This is a genomic window from Pseudomonas sp. HY7a-MNA-CIBAN-0227 (assembly GCF_040310325.1).
Classification (GTDB): Bacteria; Pseudomonadota; Gammaproteobacteria; order Pseudomonadales; family Pseudomonadaceae; genus Aquipseudomonas.
Window position 1 is genome coordinate 213,382 of sequence record NZ_JBEOPT010000008.1, and the last position, 25,492, is coordinate 238,873.

The following is a 25,492-nucleotide window of genomic DNA, read 5'->3' on the forward strand; positions in this document are numbered from 1 at the left end:
CAGCGATGTCGGCTTTTTTGCATCCTGGAATCGACCTTAGATGGTCAAGGTCCAGTCGTAGTCCACGATCAGCGGCGCGTGCTGCGAGAACCGTGGTTGACGCGGCAAGCGTGCACTGCGAACAAAGCGGCGCAGGCCAGGGGTCAACAACTGGTAGTCAAAACGCCAGCCCAGGTTGAGCATCTCAGCCTGTTCGTTGTCCGGCCACCAGCTGTACTGGTCACCTTCGCGGCTGACTTCGCGCAGGGCATCAACATAGCCCATGTTGCCGACAATCTCGTCCATCCAGGCCCGTTCCGGCGCCAGGAAGCCCGGGGATTGCTGGCTGTCGCGCCAGTTCTTGATATCCAGCTTTTGTTGCGCCACGTACAGCGAGCCACAGTAAATGTACTCGCGACGTTTGCGTCGCTGTTTATCCAGATAACGGGCGAAATCGTCCATTAGCTTGAACTTTTGGTTCAAGTCTTCATCGCCGTTCTGCCCTGATGGAAGCAGCAAGGTCGCGATGCTGACCTTGTCGAAATCGGCTTGCAGGTAGCGCCCGTAGCGGTCGGCTGTCTCGAAGCCGAGGCCGCTGATGACCGCCTTGGGTTGCAACCGCGAATACAAAGCCACGCCACCTTGGGCGGGAACTTCGGCATCACAGGCATAAAGGAAGTAGCCATCCAGTTGGAAGGCTGGGTCGTCCAGTTCAAAGGCGGAGGCGCGGGTGTCCTGCAGGCAGATGACGTCGGCATTCTGGGCTTGCAGCCAACTGAGCAAACCACGCTCGACTGCAGCCTGAATACCATTGACGTTCACACTGATGATCCGCATAAATGGCCCCAAAAATCGCGTGCGTGTATGATACACGCCGTCTACCTAATTAGCTAAATCCGTGGTATCTGAGGCTTTTTTCATGCAGGCGTATCAACGCGATTTCATTCGTTTTGCCATCGATCGCGGTGTTTTGCGCTTCGGTGAGTTCACTCTCAAATCCGGGCGCACCAGCCCGTACTTCTTCAACGCGGGCCTGTTCAACTCGGGTTCTGCCCTGGCGCAGTTGGGTCGTTTCTATGCGGCGGCCATCGTTGAAAGCGGTATTTCCTTCGACGTGCTGTTCGGTCCGGCCTACAAAGGCATCCCGCTGGCCGCCGCGACCGCCGTGGCCCTGGCTGAGCATCACGGCCGGGATTTGCCGTGGTGCTTCAACCGTAAGGAAGCCAAGGCCCATGGTGAAGGTGGCAGTCTCGTAGGTGCTCCGCTGACTGGCGATGTGCTGATTATCGATGACGTGATCACCGCTGGTACGGCGATTCGTGAAGTGATGCAGATCATCGCATCCCAGGATGGCGCCAAGGCCGCCGGGGTGTTGATCGCCTTGAACCGCCAGGAGCGAGGCAACGGTGAGTTGTCAGCGATCCAGGAAGTGGAGCGTGACTTCGCGATTCCAGTGGTCAGCATCGTATCGCTGAACCAGGTGTTGCAGTTTCTGGCAGATGATCCGCAGCTCAAGCAGCATTTGCCGGCAGTGCAGGCGTATCGCGAGCAGTTCGGCGTCTGATTTTTCCCGAGCAATAAAAAAGACCCCGCCCAACAAGGTTGAGCGGGGTCTTTTTGTTTCAGCGCTGTTTAAGGGCGCTTGCGATTACTGATCAGCGTACCCACACCGGTGTCGGTGAAGATTTCCAGCAAAATCGCATTTGGAACCCGGCCATCGAGAATCAGCGAGCTGCCGACGCCGCCTTGCACCGCTTCCAGCGCGCAACGAATCTTCGGCAGCATGCCGCCGTAGATGGTGCCGTCGGCGATCAGGTCGTCCACCTGGTGGGTGGTCAAGCCGGTCAGGACCGCTCCCGACTTGTCCATCAAACCGGCGATGTTGGTCAGCAGCATCAGCTTCTCGGCCTTCAGCGCCTCGGCCACCTTGCCGGCCACCAGGTCGGCGTTGATGTTGTAGGACTCGCCGTTGGCACCCACGCCAATCGGCGCGATCACCGGGATGAAGTCGCTCTTGACCAGCAGATTCAGCAGGTCGGTATTGATCCCGATCACTTCACCCACTTGGCCGATATCGATGATTTCCGGCTGGGTCATTTCCGGCGTCTGGCGGGTGACGGTGAGCTTCTTTGCCCGGATCAACTCGGCGTCCTTGCCGGTCAGGCCGATTGCGCTGCCGCCGTGACGGTTGATCAGGTTGACGATGTCCTTGTTCACCTGGCCGCCGAGAACCATCTCCACCACGTCCATGGTCTGCGCGTCAGTCACGCGCATGCCATCGATGAAGTGACTCTCGATGGACAGGCGCTTGAGCAGGTCGCCGATTTGCGGGCCGCCACCGTGAACTACCACCGGGTTGATCCCGACGGCTTTCATCAACACGATGTCGCGGGCAAAGCCGGTTTTCAGCTCTTCGCTTTCCATGGCATTGCCGCCGTACTTGATCACCAACGTCTTGCCGACGTAGCGTCGAATGTAAGGCAACGCTTCGGAAAGGACCTTGGCGGTGTTGGCGGCGGCTTCGCGTTCGAGGGTCATTCAGGGCTCCGGTGCAAAAAAATCAGAACGGTAGTTGGAGATCAGGGGCAACACGTTGCAACTGGGCGTGGAAGACATCCTTGATGCGCTGCAGCTCAGCCTCGGTATCCGCTTCGAAACGCAGCACCAGCACCGGCGTGGTGTTGGACGCGCGAACCAGGCCCCAGCCTTTGGCGTAATCGACTCGCACGCCATCAATGGTGGTCAGGTTGGCGCCTTCGCCCCATTGCGCATCGTGCAGTGCGTCAATGATGCTGAATTTGCTCTCTTCGGTCACATGGATATTGATTTCCGGCGTAGAAATATCGTCCGGGAAGGTCGCAAACAGGTCTTCGGCGGTGAATTTCTCCTTGCTGAGGATCTCCAGCAGGCGCGCGGCGCTGTAAATACCGTCGTCAAAGCCGAACCAGCGCTCCTTGAAGAACACGTGCCCGCTCATTTCGCCAGCCAACAGGGCACCGGTTTCCTTCATTTTCTTTTTGATCAACGAATGACCGGTCTTCCACATTAGTGGGCGACCACCGTATTCCTTGATCAGCGGTGTCAGGCGGCGGGTGCATTTGACGTCGAAGATGATCTCAGCGCCAGGATTGCGTGCCACCACGTCGCGGGCGAACAGCATCAGCAAGCGGTCCGGGAACACGATATTGCCGGTGTTGGTCACCACGCCAACACGGTCGCCGTCGCCATCGAACGCCAGGCCCAGGTCAGCACCGGTTTCCTTGACCTTGGCGATCAAGTCCACCAGGTTTTCAGGTTTGCCCGGGTCCGGGTGATGGTTGGGGAAATTGCCATCGACGTCGCAGAACAGCGGGATTATTTCGCAGTTCAGGGCTTCGAGCAGTTGCGGGGCGATCACGCCAGCTGCGCCGTTGCCGCAGTCCACCACCACTTTGAGGCGTCGGTCGAGCTTGATGTCGCGGGTGATTTCGTCCGAGTAGCGCTGAAGAATGTCGACCTTGGTGATACTGCCCTTGCCGCTGGTCAGGTCGTTGGTCTTGAGGCGGGTGTGCAGGGCCTGGATCTGTTCGTTGGCCAGGGTGTCGCCGGCAATCACGATCTTGAAGCCGTTGTAGTCCGACGGGTTGTGGCTGCCGGTGAGCATCACGCCCGACTTGCCAGCCAGCACATTGGCGGCGTAGTACAGCGCTGGGGTTGGCACCAGGCCGACATCGCTGACATGGCAGCCGCTGTCGGCCACGCCCTGAATCAGTCGCTCCACCAGCTCAGGGCCGGACAGTCGCCCGTCACGGCCCACGCAAACGTTGGGCTCGCCCTGGGCCAGGCTCTGGGAGCCAATGGCGCGGCCGATCCAGTAGGCGGTTTCGGCGGTCAGGGTCTTGGGAACGACGCCACGGATGTCGTAGGCGCGGAAGATGCTGTCGGGAAATGTCGGTGCGACGTGGGCTGCGTTGCTCATCACTGGGAAACTCCATCGATACGGGGCTGGACAGGCCTAAATGTTGCTGACCGGCAGGCTCAGACTGAAGGGTATGACGGCATTTTTGGCATAGAGTTCGTGGTGCAAAAGTGCCACCTGCGCAGCGGAACCACTTCCCTTACCGCTTAATACCTTGATTTCACAAGGCAAATCTTCTTGATAGGCGCTGCGCATTATTCATCCTGAAAGCCATGCGTTGGCTGCGGGCCGGGCAGGGTGCCCGGCCTGGATCAGCGTGGTCAGTGGCTGCCGGAATGCCCGAAACCACCTGCGCCGCGTTGGGTTTCGTCGAACTCTTCAACCAGTTCAAAGTGCGCCTGCACGACCGGAACCAGCACCAACTGGGCAATGCGCTCGCCGACCGCGATGTTGAAAGCGGTCTGGCCACGGTTCCAGCAAGACACCATCAGTTCGCCCTGATAGTCCGAGTCGATCAGGCCCACCAGGTTACCGAGGACGATGCCGTGTTTGTGGCCCAGGCCGGAGCGCGGCAGGATCAGTGCAGCCAAGCCGGGATCACCCACATAAATTGACAGGCCGGTAGGGATCAGCAGGGTCTGGCCAGGCTCAAGAACGGTGTCCTGCTTGAGCATGGCACGCAGGTCGAGGCCGGCGGAACCCGGTGTGGCGTAGGCCGGCAGCGGGAATTCGTTGCCGATGCGGGGGTCGAGGATCTTGGCTTGCAAAGCGTGCATGGAAATTAAACCTGGTTCAGCCGTTGGGCGATAAAAGAGATCAGTTGGCGGGCAATCTTGCCTTTGCTGGTCTGGACGAAAAGGGTGGCGTGCAGTTCGCGGTCGATCACGCTGCAGGCGTTTTCCTCGCTGTTGAAGCCGATGCTTGGGTTGGCGACATCATTGGCAACGATCAGGTCGAGGTTTTTGTCTTTCAATTTGCGAGCAGCATAGTCCAGCAGATGCTCGGTTTCGGCCGCGAAACCGACGCTGAACGGGCGATCTGGATGGGTGGCGATAGTCGCCAGAATATCCGGGTTGCGGACCATTTGCAGGAGCAGGCCGTCGCCGCTCGTAGGGTCTTTCTTGAGTTTTTGTGGAGCAATGACTTCCGGGCGGTAGTCCGCGACCGCTGCCGAGGCGATAAACAGGTCGCAAGGGATTGCCGCTTCGCAGGCCGCGAGCATGTCACGGGCGCTGACCACGTCGATGCGGGTGACACGGTCAGGCGTTGGCAAGTGCACGGGGCCGGTGATCAAGGTGACGCGAGCGCCGGCTTCTACCGCTGCTTCGGCCAGGGCAAAGCCCATTTTTCCGGAGCTGTGGTTGGTGATGTAGCGCACCGGGTCGATGTTTTCCTGGGTCGGACCTGCGGTGATCAGCACGTGCTTGCCGGTCAGGGCCAGGTGCTGGAAACACTCGGCGGCGCACAGCGCCAGGTCAGTGGCTTCGAGCATGCGGCCCATGCCCACGTCGCCGCAGGCCTGGCTGCCGGATGCCGGGCCGAAGACCTTGAGGCCACGGCTTTGCAGCAGTTGGGTATTGGCTTGGGTGGCTGGGTCGTGCCACATGGCCTGGTTCATCGCGGGAGCTATGGCGACGGTAGCGTCGGTGGCCAGCACCAGCGTGGTCAGCAAGTCATTGGCGATGCCCTGTGCCAGGCGGGCGATCAGGTCGGCGGTGGCGGGCGCGATCAGCACCAGGTCGGCCCACTTGGCCAGCTCGATATGGCCCATGGCGGCTTCCGCCGCCGGGTCCAGCAGGTCCAGGTGAACCGGGTGCCCGGACAGGGCCTGCATGGTCAACGGGGTGATGAACTCGCTACCGCCACGGGTCATGACCACGCGCACTTCGGCGCCTTGGTCCAGAAGCCGGCGAACCAGTTCTGCGCTCTTGTAGGCGGCAATGCCGCCGCCGACGCCGAGAACGATGCGTTTCCGATACAGACGCTGCATTGGCTTGCCTTTCCAGTTCAGTGATGGCGTTGCGATGCCCCCTCCCCAGGTGAAATCGCACGCAAAAAGATGGGCTAAGATAACACAGCGACCGCCACGCAACAGCGGCGCACATGCACACGGAGGTGCTATGAGTATTCGCGATTGGCCCGCGGCGGAGCGCCCGCGGGAGAAACTTTTGGAGTTGGGTGCGGCAAATCTTTCCGATGCCGAATTGTTGGCGATTTTTCTGCGCACCGGGGTGGCGGGCAAAAGTGCGGTGGATCTGGCGCGTCATCTGCTGAAGCAGTTCGGCAGTTTGCGTGCTCTGCTGGAGGCCAAACAGGCGCAATTCAGCCAGCACCTGGGGCTGGGCCCGGCGAAGTTTGCCCAGCTCCAGGCCGTGCTGGAAATGGCCCAGCGCCATCTGGCCGAGCGCCTGCGGCACGATTCGGCGTTGGAAAGCCCAATGGCAGTGCGCGATTACCTCAAGGCGCTGTTGCGCCATGAACCCCACGAGGTATTCGGCTGCCTGTTTCTCGATTCAAGGCATCGGGTGTTGGGTTTTGAGAAGTTGTTTCAAGGCACCATCGACAATGCCACGGTGTACCCAAGGCAAGTGGTCAAGCGTGCCCTGGCCTATAACGCGGCTGCGCTGATCCTGTGTCACAACCATCCTTCCGGGAGCGCCGAGCCAAGCATTGCCGACCGCAAGCTGACGAAGCTTTTGCAAAAAACCCTGGAGTTGGTCGACGTGCGGGTACTGGACCACATCATTGTTGGCGACGGGGATCCGTTGTCCATGGCCGAGTACGGGTGGATGTAGAAAGGCAGCTGCAAGGGGCAAGCTGCAAGCCTCAAGTTAGCTTGCAGCTTGCAGCTTGCAGCTTATGGCTTGACGCTCACCTGCGAGTAATCCTGACGCCCGAACGGGCTGACCTGATACCCCTCGACATTTTTGCGCGTCAGGGCAAAGGCCGTGGGGTGTGCGAGCGGCAGCCACAGTGCCTGTTGCTGGATCTGCGCCTGTGCCTGTTGATACAGCTTGCTGCGCACCCCTTGCTCGCTGGTGGTCTTGCCGGCGCTAATCAGCTTGTCCAGTGCGGAGTCGCAATAACGGGCGAAGTTGGTGCCGGATTTCACCGCCGCACAGGAGAACTGCGGGGTCAGGAAGTTATCCGGGTCGCCGTTGTCGCCCGCCCAGCCCATGAACAGCAAGTCGTGTTCGCCGGCCTTCGCGCGGCGGATCAGCTCACCCCACTCGATCACGCGTATTTCGGCCTGGATGCCAATTTTAGCCAGGTCCGCTTGCAACAACTGAGCGCCAAGGCTTGGGTTGGGGTTGAGCAAGCTGCCTGAAGGTCGGGTCCAGATAGTAGTTTTAAAACCGTCCTTGAGGCCGGCTCTTTCGAGCAGCACCTTGGCCTTGGCGACGTCCTGGGGATAGCCTGGTAATTCCTTGGCATAGCTCCAGGTATTAGGTGGGAAAGGGCCATTGGCGGCTTCGGCAGTGTCTTCGAATACCGCTTTGAGGTAGCTGGCCTTGTCGAAAGCCAAGTTGATCGCCTGACGTACTTCTGGCTTGTCCAGAGGCGGATGCTGGCTGTTGATAGCGACGAAGGCGGTCATAAAGGCAGCGGTTTTTTCTACCTTGAGTGCAGCGTCCTGCTGGGCTTCGCCAATATCCAGGGGCTTGGGCGACAGGGCGATCTGGCACTCGTTGCGTCGCAGCTTTTGCAGCCTGACGTTGGCGTCTGTGGTGATGGCAAAGATCAAGTTATCCACAGCAGGTTTACCGGCGAAGTACTCCGGGTTGGCCTTGTAGCGGATAGATGCGTCTTTCTGGAAACGCCCGAAAATGAACGGCCCGGTACCGATCGGTTGGCTGTTGAGCTTTTCCGGGGTGCCAGCCTTGAGCAATTTATCGGCGTATTCAGCCGGGTATATCGAGGCAAAACCCATACTCAGTGCGGCCAGGAACGTTGAGTCGGCATGGTCCAGGGTAAAGCGCACGGTCAGTGGGTCCAGCGCATCGATTTTCTTGATCAGTGCCGACAGTTGCAGGGATTGCGCATGCGGGAAGCCGCTCTGGGCGATCTTGTGCCACGGATTGGCCGGATCGAGCATGCGCTCGAAGCTGAAGCGCACGTCTTCAGCGGTCAAGGTGCGACTTGGGCTGAAATACTCGGTGCGGTGGAATTTAACACCTGGGTGCAGTTTGAAGGTATAGGTCAGGCCGTCTGGCGAGACGTCCCAGCTGTCGGCCAGGCTGGGAGTCAGTGTGCCGCTGGCGGCGTCGAAGTCCACCAGGCGATTCATCAGCACGTCTGCCGAGGCGTTGGTGGTGGTCAGCGAGTTGTATTGCACCACGTCGAACCCTTCGGGGCTGGCCTCGGTGCAGACGCTCAAAGTGGTGGCCGCCAAGGCCTGCGGAGCAAGAAAAAGCGGGGCTAGCAATAGCGGCAGGGCAGCGAGGCGCATGGTCGGTTTCCTTTGCAGATCGAAGGCCCATCTGCGAGTGCAGTCTGGAAAAGTCCTACCGTAGTGGGCTGATTGATAAATGACTAGCCCATTTTTGCCTGTGCTTTTGCCTCAAATGCTGTTTTGATGGCGTCTCAGGTCGTTTTGCCGGACATCTTACGGTGTGCGCAAGCGCTGTAAATCATTCTGTGCGACGAGCGGTTCACTCGTGCAGCGGCCCACCCTGGCAACGGTTCAGGCGTTTGTGGGCGAGATTTATACCGGTAAAAATACACGGACTGTTGTTGCACTTGGGTCTTTCTGGTATAAAGCAGCGCTCTTTTCTAGGGGCCCGGTTCCTTCGCTAGTAGGTGTAGCCGGTAAGACCCTAAAGAAACGCGGCGCCTGGCGCCAAATGACTGAGAGATTAAGCGGCCAACCCATGCCGGGTTGGGCATGTGGTTTTAGAGGGCTGAGGCATGTCGAGAGTCTGTCAAGTTACCGGTAAGGGTCCGGTGACTGGGAATAACATTTCCCACGCAAATAACAAAACCCGTCGTCGTTTCCTGCCTAACCTGCAGCATCACCGCTTCTGGGTTGAAGAAGAGAAACGTTTTGTTCGTCTGCGCGTATCTGCTAAAGGCATGCGCATCATCGACAAGCGTGGCATCACTGTCGTGCTGGCCGAAATCCGCCGCGCTGGCAAGATTTAAGGAGCTATATCATGCGTGAATTGATTCGAATGATCTCTAGCGCCGGTACTGGTCACTTCTACACTACCGACAAGAACAAGCGTACTACCCCGGACAAGCTCGAAAAGAAAATGTTCGACCCGCGCGTTCGCAAGCACGTGATCTACAAAGAAGGCAAAATCAAGTAATTGGTTTTCTTTCTGAAAAAAGCCCGCATCTCACGATGCGGGCTTTTTTTTGCGCTCGAAAAGCCCTCGCTGCGCAGCCGCAGTAAAAAGGCCCCTGCCGCTTTGCCTTGGACCCAAGGCATCGCAACAAAATCTCGTAGAAGGTGTATGTCAGGGCGGTAGATAAATCAGGCCTTTTGTTCAAACACTACATAGATCTTGCGGCACGCCTCCAGCACTTCCCAGGTGCCGATAAAACCTGCCGGAATCACGAAGCGATCACCGGCGCGCAGGGTCTTGGCGTTGCCGTCGACATCTCGCAGTACGGAAACGCCCTGTACGATTTCGCAGTATTCATGTTCGCTGTAGTTGACCTTCCATTGCCCAACGGCACCTTCCCAGACCCCAGCGCTCATCTGGCCACATGGACTGTTGTAGTGGTTGTAGACGGTTTGCTCGGGATCGCCCTTGAGGATTTTTTCCGCGGCCGGGCGATAGCGCTCGGGCTCGGTCTTGGCCTGGCTGAAGTCGACGATATTCTGAATGTTCATGTGCGTATCCCGTCTGGCCTGCGGATGGAGGGCTCAAAGTCTATGTTTATTAAAATGAACATCGCAAGGGTGTTTACCGCTGTTGTGTCAAATATATTGAAACATCCCCGGCGGCTGGTTTAGGGTGGTGGGTGCCTTGAGCCGAACAGCTGGCTGGCCGGGCAGCATTCTTCAAAGGTACCCGAGCACCATGCCGGGCCCTTGTATTTAATAAGAGGAGGACACTCGCATGACCACCCTGACCCGTGCCGACTGGGAACAACGCGCCAAGGATCTGAAGATCGAAGGTCGCGCCTACATCAATGGCGAATACACCGCTGCCGTCTCCAGCGAGACCTTCGAGTGCATCAGCCCGGTCGATGGCCGCCTGCTGACCACCGTCGCCAGCTGTGACGTCGCCGACGCCCAGCGCGCCGTTGAAAATGCCCGTGCCACCTTCAATTCTGGTGTCTGGTCGCGCCTGGCGCCAAGCAAGCGTAAAACCACCATGATCCGTTTCGCAGCACTGCTCAAGGCCAATGCCGAGGAGCTGGCGCTGCTGGAAACCCTGGACATGGGCAAGCCGATCAGCGATTCCCTAGGCATCGATATCCCTGGCGCCGCGCAAGCCCTGAGCTGGAGCGGCGAAGCCATCGACAAGATTTACGACGAAGTCGCTGCCACGCCCCATGACCAACTGGGTCTGGTGACCCGTGAGCCGATCGGGGTGGTTGCTGCCATCGTGCCGTGGAACTTCCCACTGATGATGGCCTGCTGGAAGCTGGGGCCGGCGCTGTCCACCGGTAACTCGGTGATCCTCAAACCGTCCGAAAAATCGCCGCTGACCGCCATCCGCATCGCCGCCCTGGCCGTCGAAGCCGGTATCCCCCAAGGAGTGCTCAACGTGCTGCCGGGCTACGGCCACACAGTGGGCAAGGCTTTGGCGTTGCACATGGACGTCGATACCCTAGTGTTCACCGGTTCCACCAAGATCGCCAAGCAACTGCTGATCTACTCCGGCGAATCGAACATGAAGCGCGTGTGGCTGGAAGCCGGCGGCAAGAGCCCGAACATCGTGTTTGCCGATGCCCCGGACCTGCAAGCCGCTGCCGAATCCGCTGCTGGCGCCATTGCCTTCAACCAGGGCGAAGTCTGCACTGCAGGTTCCCGCTTGCTGGTCGAACGCTCGATCAAGGACACCTTCCTGCCGCTGGTGATTGAAGCGCTCAAGGGCTGGAAGCCGGGCAACCCACTGGACCCTGCGACCAACGTCGGCGCGCTGGTGGATACCCAGCAGATGAACACCGTGCTGTCGTACATCGAGTCCGGGCATGCCGATGGCGCCAAGCTGGTGGCCGGTGGCAAGCGCATCCTGCAGGAAACCGGTGGCACCTACGTTGAGCCAACGATTTTCGACGGTGTGAACAACGCGATGAAAATCGCCCAGGAAGAAATCTTCGGCCCGGTGCTGTCGGTCATTACCTTCGACAGCGCTGAAGAAGCCATCGAGATCGCCAACGACACCCCGTACGGCCTGGCCGCTGCGGTGTGGACTGCCAACATCTCCAAGGCGCACCTGACCGCCAAGGCCCTGCGTGCCGGTAGTGTATGGGTCAACCAATACGATGGCGGGGATATGACCGCGCCATTTGGTGGCTTCAAGCAATCGGGCAACGGCCGCGACAAGTCGCTGCACGCGTTCGACAAGTACACCGAGCTGAAGGCGACCTGGATCAAGTTGTAAGTAACCCCGGCGATCCCCTGTAGGAGCGAGCTTGCTCGCGATGGACTTGAACGATGACGCGGGCATGCTGAATGCACGCAGCGCTCTCAGGTTTTTCGCGAGCAAGCTCGCTCCTACAGTTCGTTTACGGTCTGAAAAATAATTATCCACAGGAGCATGTAAATGCGTTGGGCGACTTACTTCGCCGTCCTGGCCTCAGTGTTGAGCGTCGGCCTCGCCCTGGGCATGAGCATGCCGCTGGTGTCCCTGCGCCTGGAAAGCTGGGGCTACGGCAGCTTTGCTATCGGTGTCATGGCGGCGATGCCGGCCTTCGGTGTGTTGTTGGGGGCCAAGGTGTCCAGTGGCCTGGCCTCGCGGTTGGGCACGGCGAACCTGATGCGTCTGTGCCTGTGGGCCGGTGCGATTTCCATCGGCTTGCTGGCGGTATTGCCCAGCTATCCGGTGTGGCTGGTGCTGCGCCTGATGATCGGGGTGATCCTGACCATTGTGTTCATCCTCGGCGAAAGTTGGATCAACCAACTGGTGGTGGAGCAATGGCGAGGGCGGCTGGTGGCGCTGTATGGCTGCAGCTATGCCCTGAGCCAGCTGTCGGGGCCGCTGTTGCTGGGCGCGCTGGGCACGGATAACGACATTGGCTTCTGGGTCGGCGTGGGCTTGCTGACCGTCTCACCGATAGTGCTTTTGGGTCGATCAGGGGCACCGACCGCCGAATCCCTCAGTGTGACCTTTGGCGACTTGCTGCGCTTCTGCCAGGGCTTGCCAGCAATTGCCTGGGCGGTGGCCTTGTTCGCTGCCTTCGAGGCGATGATTCTTACGCTGCTACCGGTGTATTGCCTGCAACAAGGTTTCACGGCCGAGATTGCCCTGGCCATGGTCAGTACGGTGGTAGTGGGCGATGCACTGCTGCAATTGCCGATTACCTGCCCCGGCGCACCCTGTTTATGGGTTGCGCACTGCTGTTGCTGGGGTCGAGCCTGGCGATTCCGCTGCTGCTGGATACATTGCTGATCTGGCCGGTGTGGGTGCTGTTTGGTGCCAGTGCCGGTGGCCTGTTCACCTTATCGTTGATCCTGATCGGCGAGCGCTACCGCGACGATGCGCTGGTGCGCGCCAATGCCCATATCGCGCAGTTGTGGGGGATCGGCTGCTTGATCGGGCCACTGGTGGCCGGCGCAGGCAGCCAGTGGGTTAGCGGGCATGCGCTGCCATTGCTGATGGCGGCGGGGGCGTTTGGGCTGCTGATTTTGCTGCTGCGCCAAGGCGCATTTGGCGCTACACAGTCCGTGTAGGAGCAAGCTTGCTCGCGATGGTCGTCAACGATAACGTTTGCTGCCTGAATGAACGCCGCGCTCTCGGGTTTTTCGCGAGCAAGCTCGCTACAACATGCGCTCCAGGCCAACAGTGGTGGCGAACCAGGCATTGAACCTGCGCCACCAGCTCCCCGGCTCACGGGGCAGCGTATGCAGCTGGCCGTTATCTTCCGTCACCCACACCACTTGCCCATCCTGCAGCTTGGCTTGATAACTCAAAGCCGGCGCCATGCCTTCCAGCGCCAGGTTGCGCACGTGTTCGGCCAGCTCCGGGCTGTCCACTAACACGCCGACTTCGGTGTTCCACAGCACTGAACGCGGGTCGAAGTTGAAGGAGCCGATAAACGATTTTTTCCGGTCAAAGATGATCGCCTTGCTGTGCAGGCTGGAATCCGAGCCCTGGAATGAACCGCTGCGCAACAGATGCGGGCCACTGCCGCCGCCTCCCGGTTGACGGCGCAGCTCGTACAGCTTCACTCCATGCTCCAGCAACGCCTTGCGGTAGGGCGCGTAGCCACCGTGCACCGCTGGCACGTCGGTGGCTTCCAGGGAGTTGGTCAGCAGGCTTACCGATACACCCGCGTCGGCCCGGCCGGTCAGGTACAGCAAGCCAGGTTGGCCGGGCACGAAGTAGGCTGAAATCATCATCAGTTCGTGGCTGACGCCTTCCATTTCCGGTGCCAGTTGCGTGGTCAGCAGCAGCCGTGGATCGGGATCGGCCTTAGCCAGGACTTTGCTCGGCGCATCCCATAAAGCCTGGTTCCACGCCCAGATCAGCTCGCGGCGCCAGATGTCCATGCGCGGCTGGGTTTTGTAGGCCATCAGGCGGCGATAGAGTGCGTGGTTTTGCTGGCGGGACTCGGCCAGGGATTCTTCCAGGCGCAAGCGGGCGGCGGCCAGGTCGCGCGAGGAAGGCGCAGTGGAGATGAATTCGTCAATCGGTTTGCTCAGGGCGCTGTTCCAGTACTGATCGAAGCTGTGGCCCAGTTGCTCGGCCACCGGCCCGACGCTGAGCATGTCGATATCGGTGAAGTTCAGGTTGGGTTCGGCATCGAAATACTCATCCCCCAAGTTGCGTCCACCGACGATGGCCACGCTGTTGTCCGCCAGCCACAGCTTGTTGTGCATGCGCCGGTGTTGCAGCGACAGGTTGAACAGCCGGCCCATGGCCCGAGTCACTCCGGTGCTGCGGCCCAGGTGCAGCGGGTTGAACAGGCGAATCTGGATCTGCGGGTGGGCGGCGAGGGTGGCGATGATCTCGTCCAGGCCATCGCTGGTGGTGTCATCCAGCAGGATACGCACCCGCACGCCACGGTCAGCGGCTTTGAGCAGTTCCTCCACCAGCATCCGCGTGCTGATGCCGTCATGAACGATGTAGTACTGCAGGTCGATGCTGGTCTGGGCGTTGCGGATCAGTTCGGCGCGGGCCATGAACGCTTCGCTGCTGTTGGGCAGCAGGCGAAATCCAGAGCGGCCCTGGTACGGCGCGGCCTGGGCCTGGATCGAGCGGCCGAAGGAGGAGTCCATCGCTGGCATGGCTTGGCTGGGTGTACGCGGCACATTCACGGTGGCGCAACCGGCCACGCCCAGGAATCCCAGCAGGAAAAGCGCTAAAAGCCGTTGGCTCATCAAGGGTGTGGGTTCCGAATCAGGGCGGTTATCGCCATATGACGGTAATTTTCCGCGAAAGGTCAGTCCAGGCCTTGCTCCGTTTCGGCCAGCAACTTGATGGCCGCCGCACCGACCTTGCGCACCGCCTCTTCAATCTGCGGCGTTGGCTTGGCAGCGTAGTTCATCCGCAGGCAGTTACGGTATTTGCCTGAGGCGGAAAAGATACTTCCCACAGCAATCTGCACGCCTTGGTCGATCAGCACCCGATTGAGCTTCAGGGTGTCGAACCCCTCCGGCAACTCCACCCACAACAGGAAGCTGCCTTGGGGGCGGCTGGCGCGGGTGCCGGTCGGGAAGTAGCGGCTGACCCAGTCGAGCATCAGGTCGCGATTACGTTGGTATTGAGTGCGCATCCGCCGCAAATGAGGTTCGAAATGCCCATTTTTGAGAAATTCGGCAATGGCGATCTGTGGTTGGGTGGCGGTGGAGCCGGTGCTGATGTATTTCATGTGCAGCACCCGTTCCAGATAACGGCCCGGCGCTACCCAGCCGATCCGCAGGCCCGGCGCCAAGGTTTTCGAGAAGGAACTGCACAGCAGGACGCGGCCATCGTCGTCGAAGGATTTGATGGTTCTCGGTCGCGGGTAGCTGTAGGCCAGTTCGCCATATACATCGTCCTCAATGATCGCCACGTCAAAGCGCTGGGCCAGTGTCAGCAGCGCCCGTTTGCGTGACTCCGGCATGATGTAGCCCAGCGGGTTGTTGCAGTTAGGCGTCAACTGTATGGCCTTGATCGGCCACTGCTCCAGCGCCAGCTCCAGGGCTTCGAGGCTGATGCCGGTCAACGGGTCGGTAGGGATTTCCAGGGCTTTCATGCCCGCGCCCTTGAGGGTCTGCATGGCACCGTGGAAGCTCGGCGAGTCAACTGCAACGATATCGCCCGGCTCGCAAGTGGCGCGGATGCTGGTGGACAGCGCCTCATGGCAGCCAGTGGTGATCACCAGGTCCTGGGCGCTCAGTTGGCAGCCAGAGTCCAGCAGCAAGCGGGCAATCTGCTCGCGCAGCTCCAGGTAGCCGTAGATGTTGTCGTAATACAGGCCGGGCATATCCTGTCGGCGGCTGACCTGCGCCAGGCTGCGCAGCAGAGGTTTCATGGTGGGTGACAGAACATCCGGCATGCCCCGGCCCATCTGTATGACGTCTTTGCGCGGGACGGCGCGGATCAGTTCCAGTACTTGGTCCCACTGAGATATTTCCACCGGGCGCTGGGCCGGGCGGCCCACCGCTGGCAATGCCGGTAGCTCTCGGCCCACGGGCACGAAGTAACCGGATTTAGGCTTTGGCATCGCCAGGCCGTTGTCTTCCAGCAGCCGATAGGCCTGCTGCACAGTGCTCAGGCTGACCCCGTGTTCGACACTCAAGGCCCGTACCGAGGGCAGCCGGTCGCCGGGGCGGTAGAAGCCCTGTTCGATGCGAGTGCCCAGCAGTTCGGCGAGGTTTACATAGAGGGTCATGGCGTTTGCTCCCGGTTAACCAGTACAGATGAAGCGAAAATACACGATTCAGTCAAAGATAGGCAGTATCTGTATGGATTTAATGCTGGCTGTTTGGATCTGTATTGGTTTCGACGCTCGACTCATCATGGTCACTCATGGCAACAGGTAGATGAGGGGCAGCAAAATGAACGGCTTGAGCGATGTACGGCTGGCGCTACACAGTCAGGAGCTGGCAGCAGGGCAGGAGCGGGCGACGGGCGTGTGCATCCGCCGCAATGCACCTTCCTTCCTCAGCCGCTGGGCCCTTTTCTGGCACCGTCGGCACACGCGCAAGGCACTGTTGGAGCTGACCGCGGAGCAGTTGCGCGATATCGGCTTGAGCCCCGGGCAGGCGCGACGGGAAGGATTGAAGCCGTTCTGGCGCGGGTAAGGGTTACACCAACTCTTTGAGCCGGTGCCAGAGCATTCCCAGCGCCAACAGCGGCGAGCGCAAATGCTTGCCGCCGGGGAAGGTCATGTGCGGCACCTTGGCAAACAGATCAAAGCCACCACTTTGCTGGCCGCTGATGGCTTCGGCCAACAGCTTGCCCGCCAGGTGGGTGGCGTTGAGCCCATGGCCGGCGTAGGCCTGGGCGTAATACACGTTAGGCTGATCAGCCAGCCGACTGATCTGCGGCAAACGGTTGGCGCCGATGCCGATCATGCCGCCCCATTGGTAATCGATTTTTACGCCAGCCAGTTGCGGGAACACTTGCAGCATCTTCGGCCGCATATAGGCACCGATGTCCTGGGGATCGCGGCCGGAATAGTGACAGGCACCGCCGAACAGTAGGCGCCGGTCCGCCGACAGCCGGAAGTAATCCACGGTTACCCGCTGGTCACACACCGCCATGTTCTGCGGCAGCAGGTCAGCGGCTTGCGCTTCGCTCAAGGGTTCGGTGGCGATGATGTAACTGCCGGCGGGCAGCACCTTGCCGCTCAGTTGCGCATTGAGGTCGTTCAGATAGGCATTGCAGCCCAGCACCAGGGTCTTGGCCCGCACGCAGCCTTGGGCGGTGTGGACTTTGACTTCCGGGCCATAGTCGATACGCACCACTTGCGATTGTTCGAACAGCTTCACCCCCAGTCGCTGGGCGACAGCAGCTTCGCCGAGGGCCAGGTTAAGCGGATGCAGATGCCCGGAGCCCATGTCGATCATCCCGCCGACATACCGGTCGGAACCCACCACGCTGCGCATCTCCCCGGCTTGCAGCAGACGCAGTTCATGGCGATAGCCCAGGCTGCGCAGTTCGTCGGCATCGGCGCTCAGGCCTTCCAGGTCGCGGGGTTTGTTGGCCAGGTCGCAGTAGCCCCAGGTCAGGTCGCAGTCGATCTGGAAACGCTCGACCCGCTGGCGCACGATCTCCACGGCTTCCAGGCCCATCAGCTTCATCTGCCGCACGCCGTCGGTGCCGATGACATTGGAAAACTGATCCAGGCCGTGACCAACGCCGCGAATCAACTGCCCGCCATTTCGACCGCTGGCGCCCCAGCCGATCTTGTGCGCTTCCAGCAGCACCACGCTCAAGCCTCGTTCGGCCAACTCCAGGGCGGTGTTGAGCCCGGAAAAACCGCCACCAACCACGCACACATCGGCCACCACTTCTCCTACAAGCACCGGATGATCGGGTTGCGGCAAGCTGCTGGCTGCATAGTAGGAAGCGGTGTGCCGGGCACTGGCTGTCATGGGAGGCATCCGTGTTTGGAAAATGTGACGCAGGATACAGCGGTCGGACGAAGCTGTCTCACCGAGGGTTTTTAAGGCAGAATCCATGCCTATTCGCCGTTCGGTACCTGTTTCGATGAGTTGCAACAGTCAGAAAATTCGCACGCTGCGTCAGCAAATCCCCTCGTTTGAGTGCGTCCCGGGTTGCCACGACTGCTGTGGGCCGGTGACCACCTCAACCGAGGAAATGTCCCGTCTGCCCCGTAAGACGGCTGCCGAACAGGATGCCGCGATGGACGAACTGAACTGCGTGCACCTGGGCCCCAATGGCTGCACCGTCTACGGCGAGCGGCCGCTGATCTGCCGACTGTTCGGTACTACGCCGACCCTGCCATGCCCCAATGGCCGCGGCCCGGTGGAGATGATCCATCCACGGGTGGAGAAGCAGATTCATGAGTACATGGCGACGACGCGGCAAGTGCTGGTTTAGTCCGCTCTTCAATCCGGGATGGGTAAATTCAAACTCTCCTTCACCTCTTCCATCACGATATAGCTCTTGGACTCCCGCACATGGGGCAGTTTGAGCAGGATGTCGCCCAGCAGTTTGCGGTACGAGGCCATCTCGGAAATCCGCGCCTTTACCAGGTAGTCGAAATCCCCCGACACCAGGTGGCACTCCAACACATGAGGCAGTTTCAGCACGGCTCGTCGGAATTCTTCGAAGGTATCGCCTGATTTGTAGTCGAGGCTGATCTCGACAAACACCAGCAGGCTACCCTTCAAGTGCTGGGGATTAAGCCGGGCGTTGTAGCCCATGATGATCCCTTCACGCTCCAGGCGCCGAACCCGCTCGGTGCAGGGCGTGGTCGACAGTCCGACCTTTTCTCCCAACTCGGTGAAGGAAATTCGCCCGTCAGCTTGCAGGATGCGCAGGATGTTGCGATCGATCTTGTCCAGCTCCCGTTTGGTCTGGGTGTTGGTACGCATAGGGGATGCGCCTCCGTGAAAAGGGTTTTTGCCGAGAATTCTCGCCAAATATAGGCAGTTATATAGTGAAATGCACTGGCGAATGCTTTTTATACTGCAAACATCTTTGTGCTGAACAATAAACGTCAGCGGTCAAGCCGCGATGAGGATATAAAAATGCGTGTTCTGGTCTTGGGTAGCGGTGTCATTGGTGTGGCCAGTGCCTACTATTTGGCGCGGGCCGGTTTCGAGGTGGTTGTGGTCGACCGTCAGCCGGCTGTTGCCATGGAGACCAGTTTCGCCAACGCCGGGCAGGTCTCACCTGGCTACGCCTCGCCGTGGGCCGCGCCGGGTGTGCCGCTCAAGGCCATCAAGTGGCTGCTGCAACGCCACGCGCCGCTGGCGATCAAGGCCACCGCCGATATCGATCAATACCTGTGGATGGCGCAGATGCTGCGTAACTGTACCGCCAACCGTTATGCGGTGAACAAGGAGCGCATGGTCCGCCTGTCTGAGTACAGCCGCGATTGCCTCGACGAATTGCGCACCGAAACCGGCATTGCCTACGAAGGTCGCCGCCTGGGTACCACGCAATTGTTCCGCACCCAGGCCCAGCTCGATGGCGCCGCCAAGGATATCGCCGTCTTGAAGGAGTCTGGCGTGCCTTTCGAGCTGCTGGACCGTGCCGGTATCGCTCGCGTCGAGCCCGCCCTGGCCGGCGTCACCGATATCCTGGCCGGCGCCCTGCGCTTGCCCAATGACCAGACCGGTGACTGCCAGATGTTCACCACCCGCCTGGCGGAAATGGCCATCCAGCTGGGCGTCGAGTTCCGCTTTGAACAAGATATTCAGCGCCTGGACCAGGCTGGTGATCGCATCAACGGCGTCTGGATCGACGGCAAGCTGGAAACCGCCGACCGCTACGTCCTGGCCCTGGGCAGTTACTCGCCGCAGTTGCTCAAGCCGCTGGGGATCAAGGCGCCGGTGTATCCGCTCAAGGGTTACTCCCTGACCGTGCCGATCACCAACCCGGCAATGTCCCCGACCTCGACCATTCTCGACGAAACCTACAAGGTGGCGATCACCCGTTTCGACAACCGCATCCGCGTCGGCGGCATGGCTGAAATCGCCGGTTTTGACCTGTCGCTGAACCCGCGTCGGCGTGAAACCCTGGAGATGATCGTCAACGACCTTTATCCTCAGGGCGGTGATTTGACCGAAGCCACATTCTGGACCGGCCTTCGTCCGACCACCCCGGACGGCACGCCGATTGTTGGCGGCACGCCGTTCAAAAACCTGTTCCTGAATACTGGCCACGGCACCCTCGGCTGGACCATGGCCTGTGGCTCTGGTCGTCTGCTGGCCGATTTGATGGCGAAGAAAACACCGCAAATCAGTGCCGAAGGCCTCGATATTTCCCGTTACGGCAACCACCACCAGGAGTCCGCAAAACATGTCAATCCAGCGCCAGCTCACCAATGAGCGCATGAGCCAGATCGTTGTCCACAGCGGTACGGTGTACCTGGCAGGGCAAGTCGGCGACAACATGAGTGCCGGGATTGAACAGCAGACCCGTGAAACCCTCGCCAACATCGAGCGTTTGCTGGATCTGGCCGGTACCGACAAAAGCAAGCTGCTGTCGGTGACGATCTACCTGAAAGACATTGACGCCGATTTCGCCGGCATGAACGCGGTGTGGGACAAGTGGCTGCCAAAAGGTGTTGCCCCGGCCCGTGCGACGGTTGAGTCGAAGCTCTGCGAACCGGAAATTCTGGTTGAGCTGTCGGTCGTGGCCGCTTTGCCTTAAACCTTGATCCCTTTCCCGGTGCCGACGCTGTCAGTTGGTGCCGATTTTCTTCCCCAAGCCGCCTAGAAGCCTGCCGCCATGCGTCCTGCCCGTGCCCTGATCGACCTTCAAGCCCTGCGCCACAACTACCAACTGGCTCGCGAAATCAGTGGGGCCAAGGCCCTCGCCGTGATCAAGGCTGATGCCTACGGGCATGGCGCCGTGCGCTGTGCCCAGGCGTTGGAGGGGCAAGCCGATGGCTTTGCCGTCGCCTGCATCGAGGAAGCGCTGGAGCTGCGGGCCGCCGGCATTCGTGCGCCGGTGTTGCTGCTGGAAGGTTTTTTCGAAGCCGATGAACTGCCGCTGATCATCGAGCATGATTTCTGGTGCGTAGTGCATTCGTTGTGGCAGTTGGAGGCGATTGAGCAAGCGACCTTGAGCAAACCGCTCACGGTCTGGCTGAAGCTGGACTCGGGCATGCACCGGGTTGGCCTGCATCCCAAGGACTATCACGACGCTTACCAGCGTCTGTTGGCCAGCGGCAAAGTGGCGAAGATCGTGTTGATGAGCCATTTCGCCCGTGCAGACGAGCTGGACAGCACGAGCAGCGAAGAGCAGGTCGCTGTATTCACGGCGGCTAGCCAAGGCTTGTCGGCCCAGGTCAGCCTGCGCAACTCGCCATCGCTGATGGGCTGGCCGAACGTTTCCAGCGATTGGGTTCGCCCAGGCCTCATGCTGTATGGCGCCACGCCATTTGGTGAAGACCAGGCGATCGATGCGCGTTTGCAGCCAGTCATGACTCTGGAATCGAAAGTCATTTGTGTACGCGAACTGCCGGCCGGAGAACCGGTGGGCTATGGTGCCAGGTTCGTGACTCAGAAGCCGATGCGCATCGGCGTGGTTGCCATGGGCTATGCAGACGGTTATCCACGCCACGCTCCGACCGGCACACCCGTGCTGGTCGCTGGCCAGCGCAGCCAATTGCTCGGTCGCGTGTCGATGGACATGCTGTGTGTCGACCTGACCGATGTCGCTGAAGCCGGTCTGGGTTCCACCGTCGAGTTATGGGGCAAAAACATTCTCGCCAGTGAGGTTGCTGCTGCTGCTGACACCATCCCGTATCAGATTTTTTGCAACCTGCGTCGAGTGCCACGGCTCTATTGCGGCGTTTAGCCGTCGGCGACGAACTGAGGGCGCCAGGATTTAGGCCCAAGTGTTGTAAATACTGAACGCTGTCGCCATGATAACGCTCAATTACAATAACGCCTGAATCTAGGAGGCTCCAGCATTGGACGTCGGCGAACGACTGCAATCCATCCGTAAGCTGAAAGGTCTTTCCCAGCGAGAGCTTGCCAAGCGCGCGGGCGTCACCAACAGCACTATTTCGATGATCGAGAAAAACAGTGTCAGCCCTTCCATCAGCTCCTTGCGAAAGGTGCTGGGCGGCATTCCCATGTCCATGGTCGAGTTCTTTTCCGAGGAGATCCTCCAGGAAAAACCGACCCAGATCGTCTATAAAGCCAATGAGCTGATCGACATCTCCGATGGCGCGGTGACAATGAAACTGGTGGGCCGAGCGCATCCAAGCCGGGCCATTGCGTTTCTCAACGAGATTTACCCGCCAGGCGCCGACACCGGCGAGGAAATGCTCACCCACGAGGGCGAGGAAACCGGAATCCTGGTAGAAGGACGCCTGGAACTGGTGGTCGGTCTTGAAACTTTTGTGCTCGAAGCCGGCGACAGCTACTACTTTGAAAGCACCAAGCCACACCGTTTTCGTAATCCGTTCGATGTGCCGGCGCGACTAATCAGCGCAGCCACACCCGCGAACTTTTAAGAAAAGAGGCATCCTGCCTGTATTGCAGCGATACCCGAAGCAGTATTCCGTCGTGATGAATCTCCCCTTCGACAATAGGGTTGTTTCAGTGAGGCGGGCTAACCGTTATACTTTCGCCGCCTGCGAAACCGTGGCCGCAGGCGTGAATAGCCACCATGAGGGTGAACGCGTGAACCTAATTATGAAAATGCTGGCCGCACCAGCAGCCGTACTGGCTCTTTGGGCTGTCAGCGCTCAAGCTGCGACCAATGATGATATTGCCAAGCGTCTTGAACCCGTCGGGAAGGTCTGTGTTCAGGGCGAAGAATGCAAGGGGATGGAAGTTGCTGTGGCTGCGGGCGGCGGCGGAGCAAAAACGCCGGCGGATATCGTTGCCAAGCATTGTAATGCTTGCCACGGCACCGGCCTGTTGGGCGCGCCGAAAGTCGGTGATAAAGCTGCCTGGAAAGAGCGCGCCGACCATCAGGGCGGCCTTGATGGCATCCTGGCCAAAGCCATCACCGGCATCAACGCAATGCCACCTAAAGGGACATGCTCCGATTGCTCGGATGACGACCTCAAGGGTGCAATCAAGGAGATGTCCGGTTTGTAAAAAACCGATCTTCGTCAAAAAAGCCGCTTGCGAGCGGCTTTTTTGTGAGCGCGATTTGCCTTTCGAGGCTGTTCTTTACGGCAAAGACCCGGCAAGCTCGGCCCAACCCCAATTCATGGAATGTTCGGGAGAAGTCCGATGGTGCAGTTGTGTTCAATCGAGCAAGCGGTGGATGACGTACTGGCGCGGTTGCCGGCGCATATTCACATGGGTATGCCCTTGGGCCTGGGCAAACCCAATCTGTTTGCCAATGCGCTGTACCGTCGCATCGCCAAGCTGCCCGATCGCGCACTGACGATCTACACCGCCCTGAGCCTGGGCCGCCCGACCTTGGGTGACGGTTTGCAAAAGCGCTTCCTCGAACCCTTTATCGAGCGAGTCTTCGGTGATTATCCCGAGCTGGACTTCCTCGCCGACCTGCACAAGGACAGCCTGCCGGCCAACATCCATGTGCAACAGTTCTTCCTGCAGCCCGGCAGCCTGCTCCACAGCGCTTCGGCCCAGCAGGACTATGTCAGCAGCAACTACAGCCATGCCGCCCGCGACATCAACGCCGCTGGCTTGAACCTGGTGGCGCAACTGGTGGCCAGCAGCAGCGAACACCCGGACCGCTTGAGCCTGAGCTGCAACCCCGACATCACCCTCGACCTGCTGCCGATGATCGCCAAGCGGCGCGCGGCCGGGGAAACCATCCTGGTGGTCGGCCAGGTCCACAACGACTTGCCCTACATGCCCGGCGATGCAGAGCTGGGCATGGATCAGTTCGATCTCCTGATCGACGAGAAGGACAGCACCACGCTGTTTTCCACCCCGAACATGCCGGTGGGGTTCCAGGATCACTTTATCGGCCTGCACGCCAGCACCCTGGTGCGTGACGGCGGCACCTTGCAGATCGGCATCGGCTCCATGGGCGATGCGCTGACCGCCGCACTGTTGGCGCGCCAGGCGGATAACGAGTCCTATCGGCTGTTGCTCACCGACCTGGACGTATACCAATGGGCGCCGCTGATCAGTCGCGAAGGTGGGGTCGAGCCGTTTGCTCGGGGCCTCTACGGTTGCAGCGAAATGTTTGTCAATGGCTTGCTGGTACTGGCCGATGCGGGCATCGTCCGGCGCAAGGTCTATCCGGACGTTGCGACTCAGGAGCAGGCCAATGCCGGCACCCTGGATGAGGCGGCGCAGCCAGATGGTATTTCGGTGCACGGCGGCTTCTTCTTGGGGCCGCGCAGTTTTTATGAGCGGTTGCGGGACTTGCCCCAGAGCAAGCGCCTGGAATTCAACATGACCCGCATTAGCTACATCAACGAGCTGTACGGGCAGGAACAACTCAAGCGTTTGCAGCGCCTGGATGCGCGGTTTATCAACAGCGCATTTACCGTGACCCTGATGGGCGCGGGTGTGGCAGACCAATTGGAAGATGGCCGTGTGCTCAGCGGTGTGGGCGGGCAATACAACTTTGTCGCTCAAGGCCATGCGCTGGAGGGCGCGCGCTCGATCCTGATCCTGCGTAGCTGGCGTGAATCGGCAGGTGAGGTCAGCTCCAACATCGTCTGGGAATATGGCCATTGCACTATTCCCCGGCACTTGCGGGACATTGTCATCACCGAATATGGCATCGCCGACTTGCGCGGGCAGACTGACGCCAAGGTGATTGAGGCGCTGCTGAATATCACCGACTCGCGGTTCCAGGTCGACCTGATCGAACGGGCGCAAAAAGCGGGCAAGTTGTCCAAGGATTTCCAACTGGCCCCGCGCTTTGCCGACAATACGCCAGAGCGTTTGCAGGCAGTCCAGGCCCGGCATGCGCGGTTATTTCCGGAATATCCGCTGGGCAGTGATTTCACTGATGAGGAGCGGGATTTGCTGCGGGCGTTGAACTGGCTCAAGAGCAAATTCAAACTGACGGAGATTCTGGAGCTGGGCAAGGCGGCGCTGGATGCACCGGAGCCGAAGGCGTTCCCCCTGCATCTGGAGCGGATGGGGTTGGCCAAGCCGGAGGGGTTGAAAGAGGACTTGTATCAGCGACTGCTGTTGGCAGGGCTTCAGGCGACGTCACTGTAGGAGCGAGCTTGCTCGCGAAGAACGTTAACGATAACGCTGGCATTCTGGATGAGCGCGTTGTCTGGACGTTTTTCGCGAGCAAGCTCGCTCCTACAGTATGTGGGGGCGTCGATTATTCGATGAAGGTTACGACGCCACCCGCCAACGACTGCACCCGAGCCAGCGATTCAACCCGGTAACCCTGCGCATCCAGTTCCGCACGGCCACCCTGGAACGACTTCTCGATCACGATCCCCAAGCCGGCCACGGTCGCGCCGGCCTGTTTGATGATTGAGATCAGCGCTTGGGACGCCTTACCGTTGGCCAGGAAGTCATCGATGATCAGCACGCGGTCGCTGCTGGTCAGGTGGCGCGGCGAGATCGCCACGGTGCTTTCCACCTTCTTGGTGAAGGAGTACACCGTCGCCGACAGCAGGTTTTCGGTGAGCGTCAGGGACTGCTGCTTGCGGGCGAAGATCACCGGCACGCCCAGGTTCAGGCCTGTCATGATCGCTGGGGCAATGCCCGACGCTTCGATGGTGACGATCTTGGTGATGCCCGAATCCTTGAACCGTGCGGCGAATTCGTCGCCGATCAGCTTCATCAGGGCCGGGTCGATCTGGTGGTTCAAAAAGGCGTCGACCTTGAGTACGTGATCGGAAAGCACGATGCCTTCTTCGCGAATTTTCTTGTGCAGTGCTTCCACGAAA

Annotated in this window: 25 protein-coding genes and 3 pseudogenes; 15 read left to right on the forward strand and 13 right to left on the reverse strand. The window is 59.9% G+C overall.

Annotation, left to right across the window (positions count from 1 at the left end; translation table 11 throughout):
• Positions 1–36: 36 nt before the first annotated feature.
• On the reverse strand, positions 37–816 hold the full coding sequence (gene crc, locus AAEZ06_RS15785; RefSeq protein ID WP_003176915.1) for a catabolite repression control protein Crc: 780 nt from the start codon (positions 814–816) through the stop codon (positions 37–39).
• An 82-nt stretch (positions 817–898) separates the two neighbouring features.
• On the opposite strand from crc, the gene pyrE reads away from it, so the two are divergent.
• Entirely contained in the window at positions 899–1,543 is a 645-nt protein-coding gene (gene pyrE, locus AAEZ06_RS15790; protein WP_133100767.1) for an orotate phosphoribosyltransferase, read from the forward strand.
• A gap of 68 nt (positions 1,544–1,611) precedes the next feature.
• Here pyrE and argB read toward each other — a convergent pair whose 3' ends face one another.
• From argB to coaBC, 5 genes and pseudogenes are all read right to left on the reverse strand, one after another.
• The gene (argB, locus tag AAEZ06_RS15795; RefSeq protein ID WP_149412568.1) at positions 1,612–2,517 is read right to left on the reverse strand and encodes an acetylglutamate kinase; all 906 of its coding nucleotides are present in this window, start codon (positions 2,515–2,517) and stop codon (positions 1,612–1,614) included.
• A 22-nt stretch (positions 2,518–2,539) separates the two neighbouring features.
• Positions 2,540–3,943, reverse strand: a pseudogene (locus tag AAEZ06_RS15800) (phosphomannomutase/phosphoglucomutase); the annotation flags it as partial.
• Positions 3,944–3,973: 30 nt separating this feature from the next.
• Positions 3,974–4,132, reverse strand: a complete 159-nt coding sequence (locus tag AAEZ06_RS15805) for a hypothetical protein (protein WP_178114370.1) — start codon at positions 4,130–4,132, stop codon at positions 3,974–3,976.
• Positions 4,133–4,197: 65 nt separating this feature from the next.
• Positions 4,198–4,653 carry a dUTP diphosphatase gene (dut, locus tag AAEZ06_RS15810; protein WP_133100770.1) on the reverse strand — a complete coding sequence of 152 codons (456 nt, stop codon included), beginning with the start codon at positions 4,651–4,653 and terminating at the stop codon, positions 4,198–4,200.
• A gap of 5 nt (positions 4,654–4,658) precedes the next feature.
• Entirely contained in the window at positions 4,659–5,867 is a 1,209-nt protein-coding gene (gene coaBC / locus AAEZ06_RS15815; protein ID WP_149412570.1) for a bifunctional phosphopantothenoylcysteine decarboxylase/phosphopantothenate--cysteine ligase CoaBC, read from the reverse strand.
• A 130-nt stretch (positions 5,868–5,997) separates the two neighbouring features.
• On the opposite strand from coaBC, the gene radC reads away from it, so the two are divergent.
• Complete coding sequence (gene radC, locus AAEZ06_RS15820; RefSeq protein WP_149412571.1) at positions 5,998–6,672, forward strand: RadC family protein; 675 nt, start codon at positions 5,998–6,000, stop codon at positions 6,670–6,672.
• A 62-nt stretch (positions 6,673–6,734) separates the two neighbouring features.
• Here radC and AAEZ06_RS15825 read toward each other — a convergent pair whose 3' ends face one another.
• Complete coding sequence (locus AAEZ06_RS15825; protein ID WP_149412572.1) at positions 6,735–8,327, reverse strand: ABC transporter substrate-binding protein; 1,593 nt, start codon at positions 8,325–8,327, stop codon at positions 6,735–6,737.
• A gap of 458 nt (positions 8,328–8,785) precedes the next feature.
• Between AAEZ06_RS15825 and rpmB the strand changes: the two genes are divergently transcribed.
• Both rpmB and rpmG read left to right on the forward strand, forming a co-directional pair.
• On the forward strand, positions 8,786–9,019 hold the full coding sequence (rpmB, locus tag AAEZ06_RS15830; RefSeq protein ID WP_019410280.1) for a 50S ribosomal protein L28: 234 nt from the start codon (positions 8,786–8,788) through the stop codon (positions 9,017–9,019).
• 11 nt (positions 9,020–9,030) lie between these two features.
• On the forward strand, positions 9,031–9,186 hold the full coding sequence (gene rpmG / locus AAEZ06_RS15835; protein WP_003176906.1) for a 50S ribosomal protein L33: 156 nt from the start codon (positions 9,031–9,033) through the stop codon (positions 9,184–9,186).
• Positions 9,187–9,353: 167 nt separating this feature from the next.
• On the opposite strand, the gene AAEZ06_RS15840 is transcribed toward rpmG, so the two are convergent.
• Complete coding sequence (locus AAEZ06_RS15840; RefSeq protein WP_149412573.1) at positions 9,354–9,716, reverse strand: cupin domain-containing protein; 363 nt, start codon at positions 9,714–9,716, stop codon at positions 9,354–9,356.
• A gap of 229 nt (positions 9,717–9,945) precedes the next feature.
• On the opposite strand from AAEZ06_RS15840, the gene AAEZ06_RS15845 reads away from it, so the two are divergent.
• The 3 genes and pseudogenes from AAEZ06_RS15845 (at position 9,946) to AAEZ06_RS15855 (ending at position 12,728) form a co-directional block, all read left to right on the forward strand.
• Positions 9,946–11,439: an aldehyde dehydrogenase gene (locus tag AAEZ06_RS15845; RefSeq protein ID WP_350615146.1), complete on the forward strand. Its 1,494-nt coding sequence runs from the start codon at positions 9,946–9,948 to the stop codon at positions 11,437–11,439.
• A 40-nt stretch (positions 11,440–11,479) separates the two neighbouring features.
• Positions 11,480–11,560: pseudogene (locus AAEZ06_RS15850) on the forward strand (outer membrane lipoprotein carrier protein LolA); the annotation flags it as partial.
• Between the two features lie 41 nt (positions 11,561–11,601).
• Positions 11,602–12,728 (forward strand): annotated as a pseudogene (locus AAEZ06_RS15855) (MFS transporter).
• Positions 12,729–12,815: 87 nt separating this feature from the next.
• On the opposite strand, the gene AAEZ06_RS15860 reads toward AAEZ06_RS15855, so the two are convergent.
• Both AAEZ06_RS15860 and AAEZ06_RS15865 read right to left on the reverse strand, forming a co-directional pair.
• Complete coding sequence (locus tag AAEZ06_RS15860; protein WP_350615148.1) at positions 12,816–14,378, reverse strand: phospholipase D family protein; 1,563 nt, start codon at positions 14,376–14,378, stop codon at positions 12,816–12,818.
• Between the two features lie 62 nt (positions 14,379–14,440).
• Positions 14,441–15,874, reverse strand: coding sequence for an aminotransferase-like domain-containing protein (locus tag AAEZ06_RS15865; RefSeq protein WP_149412577.1), 1,434 nt, complete (start codon positions 15,872–15,874; stop codon positions 14,441–14,443).
• A 166-nt stretch (positions 15,875–16,040) separates the two neighbouring features.
• Here AAEZ06_RS15865 and AAEZ06_RS15870 point away from each other — a divergent pair, with 166 nt between their 5' ends.
• Positions 16,041–16,286, forward strand: a complete 246-nt coding sequence (locus AAEZ06_RS15870) for a DUF1127 domain-containing protein (protein WP_149412595.1) — start codon at positions 16,041–16,043, stop codon at positions 16,284–16,286.
• A 3-nt stretch (positions 16,287–16,289) separates the two neighbouring features.
• Here the strand turns inward: AAEZ06_RS15870 and AAEZ06_RS15875 are convergent, their stop codons facing one another.
• Complete coding sequence (locus tag AAEZ06_RS15875; protein ID WP_350615150.1) at positions 16,290–17,582, reverse strand: NAD(P)/FAD-dependent oxidoreductase; 1,293 nt, start codon at positions 17,580–17,582, stop codon at positions 16,290–16,292.
• 115 nt (positions 17,583–17,697) lie between these two features.
• Between AAEZ06_RS15875 and AAEZ06_RS15880 the strand changes: the two genes are divergently transcribed.
• Complete coding sequence (locus AAEZ06_RS15880) at positions 17,698–18,051, forward strand: YkgJ family cysteine cluster protein (RefSeq protein ID WP_149412596.1); 354 nt, start codon at positions 17,698–17,700, stop codon at positions 18,049–18,051.
• A gap of 8 nt (positions 18,052–18,059) precedes the next feature.
• On the opposite strand, the gene AAEZ06_RS15885 is transcribed toward AAEZ06_RS15880, so the two are convergent.
• The gene (locus AAEZ06_RS15885) at positions 18,060–18,548 is read right to left on the reverse strand and encodes an Lrp/AsnC ligand binding domain-containing protein (RefSeq protein WP_003206849.1); all 489 of its coding nucleotides are present in this window, start codon (positions 18,546–18,548) and stop codon (positions 18,060–18,062) included.
• A 156-nt stretch (positions 18,549–18,704) separates the two neighbouring features.
• On the opposite strand from AAEZ06_RS15885, the gene dadA reads away from it, so the two are divergent.
• The 6 genes from dadA (at position 18,705) to AAEZ06_RS15915 (ending at position 24,803) form a co-directional block, all read left to right on the forward strand.
• A complete protein-coding gene (gene dadA, locus AAEZ06_RS15890; protein ID WP_149412579.1) occupies positions 18,705–20,009 on the forward strand; it encodes a D-amino acid dehydrogenase in 1,305 nt (434 codons plus the stop codon).
• Entirely contained in the window at positions 19,981–20,334 is a 354-nt protein-coding gene (locus AAEZ06_RS15895) for a RidA family protein (protein WP_133100782.1), read from the forward strand. Before dadA ends, AAEZ06_RS15895 begins: the two co-directional genes overlap by 29 nt.
• Positions 20,335–20,412: 78 nt before the next feature.
• On the forward strand, positions 20,413–21,486 hold the full coding sequence (gene alr / locus AAEZ06_RS15900; protein ID WP_350615153.1) for an alanine racemase: 1,074 nt from the start codon (positions 20,413–20,415) through the stop codon (positions 21,484–21,486).
• A 115-nt stretch (positions 21,487–21,601) separates the two neighbouring features.
• A complete protein-coding gene (locus tag AAEZ06_RS15905) occupies positions 21,602–22,150 on the forward strand; it encodes a cupin domain-containing protein (protein WP_017135864.1) in 549 nt (182 codons plus the stop codon).
• 181 nt (positions 22,151–22,331) lie between these two features.
• Positions 22,332–22,742, forward strand: a complete 411-nt coding sequence (locus AAEZ06_RS15910; protein WP_306108722.1) for a c-type cytochrome — start codon at positions 22,332–22,334, stop codon at positions 22,740–22,742.
• 138 nt (positions 22,743–22,880) lie between these two features.
• Positions 22,881–24,803: an acetyl-CoA hydrolase/transferase C-terminal domain-containing protein gene (locus AAEZ06_RS15915; RefSeq protein ID WP_350615155.1), complete on the forward strand. Its 1,923-nt coding sequence runs from the start codon at positions 22,881–22,883 to the stop codon at positions 24,801–24,803.
• Positions 24,804–24,915: 112 nt separating this feature from the next.
• Here AAEZ06_RS15915 and AAEZ06_RS15920 read toward each other — a convergent pair whose 3' ends face one another.
• Positions 24,916–25,488, reverse strand: coding sequence for a xanthine phosphoribosyltransferase (locus AAEZ06_RS15920; RefSeq protein WP_149412583.1), 573 nt, complete (start codon positions 25,486–25,488; stop codon positions 24,916–24,918).
• Positions 25,489–25,492 lie beyond the last annotated feature (4 nt).